At 68.8% G+C, this 2801-nt stretch carries 2 protein-coding genes; one reads left to right on the top strand and one right to left on the bottom strand.

Going from position 1 to position 2801, the window contains the following annotated elements; all coding sequences use genetic code 11:
• Positions 1–720 (top strand): cell division protein ZipA (gene zipA, locus VLF18_RS09270; RefSeq protein ID WP_414717206.1); only part of this gene is annotated, 720 nt, incomplete at its 5' end.
• A gap of 74 nt (positions 721–794) precedes the next feature.
• Here the strand turns inward: zipA and VLF18_RS09265 are convergent.
• Positions 795–2801, bottom strand: a 2007-nt coding sequence (locus VLF18_RS09265) for a TonB-dependent receptor (protein WP_325279341.1), incomplete at its 5' end; no start/stop codon positions are given.

Genomic DNA, 2801 nt, shown 5'->3' with positions numbered 1-2801 from the left:
GTGCGACACGAACAGGAACTGCACGTGCTCGGACATTTCGTTGACCATGCTCGAGAAGCGGCCGACGTTCGCCTCGTCGAGCGGCGCGAGCCGACGCTCGGCGGCGACGAGGCGGACGACGGTCTGCCGTCGATGCGCGCGACCGACGACGACGGCCGCGCGTTCGACGCGGACGAGCGCGGCGACGATGATTCCGCGCGTCCGCGCGCACCGAAGTCCGACGACCTGTTCCAGATGCCGCCGCGATCGAGTGTCGGACAGCGCGTCGAACAGCCGGTCGAACGCATCGTCACGCTGTTCATCGCCGCGCGCGCGGGCCAGACGATCCGCGGCGCGGATCTCGTCGTCGCGGCGGAAAAATGCGGTCTCGAGTTCGGCGACCTCGGCATCTTCCATCGCCTCGTCGACGGCAAGCGCGAACTCGGCCCGATCTTCAGCGCGGCGAACATGGTCAAGCCCGGCCATTTCGACATGAGCCGCATCGACGAGCTCAGCACGCCGGGCCTGAGCTTCTTCATGGCGCTGCCGGGCCCGCTGCCCGCACTCGACGCCTGGGACACGATGCTGCCGACCGCGCAGCGTCTGGCCGAACTGCTCGACGCCGTCGTGCTCGACGAAGAGCGCAACGCGCTCGGCCGCCAGCGCATCTCGCACATCCGCGACGACCTGCGCGCGTGGGACCGCAAGCAGGACGGGAATCGGATTCGCGCGGATTGGTAGCTCTTTACCCTCCCCTCCAAGGGGAGGGCGTGGGTGGGGACGGGTTTTGCCGTTCGGTTCCCGTTTCCTGAACCTCAATACCTCCAGTCGACGATCACGCCGAACGTGCGCGGCGCGCCGACCTGGCCCAGGCTCGACGTGCGGTAATACAGCACGTCCTCGTTCGTGAGATTCCGGACGTAGGCGCGCACCGTGCAGTGCGTGGTCTCGTAGCCGGCATCGATGTTGGCCAGCGTGTAGCCGCCCGCGCGCAGGGCCGGGTCGTTGTCGATTTCCGAGAAATAGCGGCCGACGCGGTTGAGCTGCGCGCCGAAGAACACGTGCTCGCCCGCATAGGCCTTGAAGCCGAGACTCGCGGTCAGGTGCGGCGCATTGTTGAACTCGTTGCCGAGGATCTGCGGGTTCGCTGCGTCGGCGCGCGTGACTTCGGTATCGAGCCAGCCGACCGAGCCGTTGAGTTCGAAGCGCTCGGAGAGCCGGGCGGTCGCCTCGAACTCGGCGCCGCGGCTGCGGCCGCGCGGGACGTTGACGAAGCGGCGGTCCAGCAGTGCCTGATAGCCGTCGTAGTCGCTGTGGAACAGATTCGCGGCGAGCTGCAGGCGCCCGTCGCCCGGCTGCGAACGCAGGCCGAGTTCGTACGTTTCCACTTCTTCCTTTTCGTACTCGTAGAACTCGCTCGTGATCCAGTCGATGCTGCCGCCGCCGGCGTTGTAGCCCTTGCGGCCGGTCAGGCTCAGCGTCGTCGCCGGTGCGAGGTCGACACTGGCGCCGAGCTTCGGCAGGAAGATCGGATCGCTGATGTCGGTGAGCACGCGGCCCTGCCACGGCCGGCCCGGCCATGCGATCACGTCGCGCTCCTGGCGTTCGCGCTCGAAGCGTCCGCCGGCGAGCAGCTTCCAGCGTTCGCCGAGCGCGAGCGTGCCGTCGCCGAACAGCGCGGCCGTCGTCACGTGATCGTCGCCGACGAAGCCGTCGGGCGCCGCGAGCAGATCCTGCGCGCGGCGGTAGTAGTACGCGCCGATCACGCCGTGACTCGCGCTGTCGCGCGGCGCGTGGACGAAGCGCGCTTCCAGCGTGTCGCTGGTTTCATCGAGATCGAGCGAGAAGCGATCCGTGCCGGATTCCTGGAAGTGCGCCGAATAGTCGCCGCGGCTGTAGAGGAAATGGCCCGACCACGCGTCGGAGAACGCATAGGCCGCGTCGGCGGTTGCCGTCGTGTTCGACGAGTCCTGGTAGCGCGTGTTCGACGCGATGCCGTGGAAGCGGTAGGCGAACAGATCGTCACCGTCGACGGTGTTGAGGTATTCGCCTTTCTGGTCGCGGCGCGACAGCGTGAACTTGACCGAGAGACCGGGCAGGTCGCGCGGCTTCCAGAGCAGCTTGCCGCGCAGGTTGTAGCGGCGGATCTGCGACGGATCCCAGGGCCAGTCGGCGTCGACGTACTCGATGAAACCGTGCCCGCGCAGGCTTTCGGCGGCGACGCGGAACGCGACGTCGTCGCTGAGCGGTCCCGAGATCATGCCGGCGAGCAGCGCCTTGCCGTCCTCGTTCTCGTAGCCGGCGCGCGCGGCGGCTTCCCGGTCGAAGGTCGGATCCTTCGTGTTGACCACAATGGCCCCGGCTATCGTGTTGCGGCCCTGCGTCGTCGACTGCGGCCCGCGCAGCACCTCGACCTGTTCGACGTCCCAGAGACCGGCGTCGACGTAGCGCTGGCCCGACCAGGTTTCGGCCGCACCGTCGACGCTCGTGCTGATGCGCGGCCGCGCGCCGGAGATGAACGAGAACACGCCGTTGGCCGGACCGGCGCCGGCGACGCCGCGGATCGACGGCAGGCCGGCCGCGTTCGTGATCACGTTCGGCACGCGGCCGGCGAGGTCGTAGACCGAGCGCGTTTGGCCGCTGTCGGTCGCGTCGTCGCGGAGCACGCTGACCGCGGTCGTCGTCTCATGCAGCGGCCGGTCGATCTTTTCGCCGGTCACGACGATCGTCGACAGCCGCTGTTCGTCGCCGGACCCGGCTTCGCGCACGGCAACGCCGCCGCTGCCGCCGTCGGCGACCCAGCCGCTGCCGGCGAGCAGCGC

This window comes from Tahibacter sp. (assembly GCF_035481375.1).
GTDB lineage: Bacteria > Pseudomonadota > Gammaproteobacteria > Xanthomonadales > Rhodanobacteraceae > Tahibacter.
Note: the sequence above shows the minus strand (reverse complement) of the source record. Positions and strands in the feature narration are given on the sequence as shown.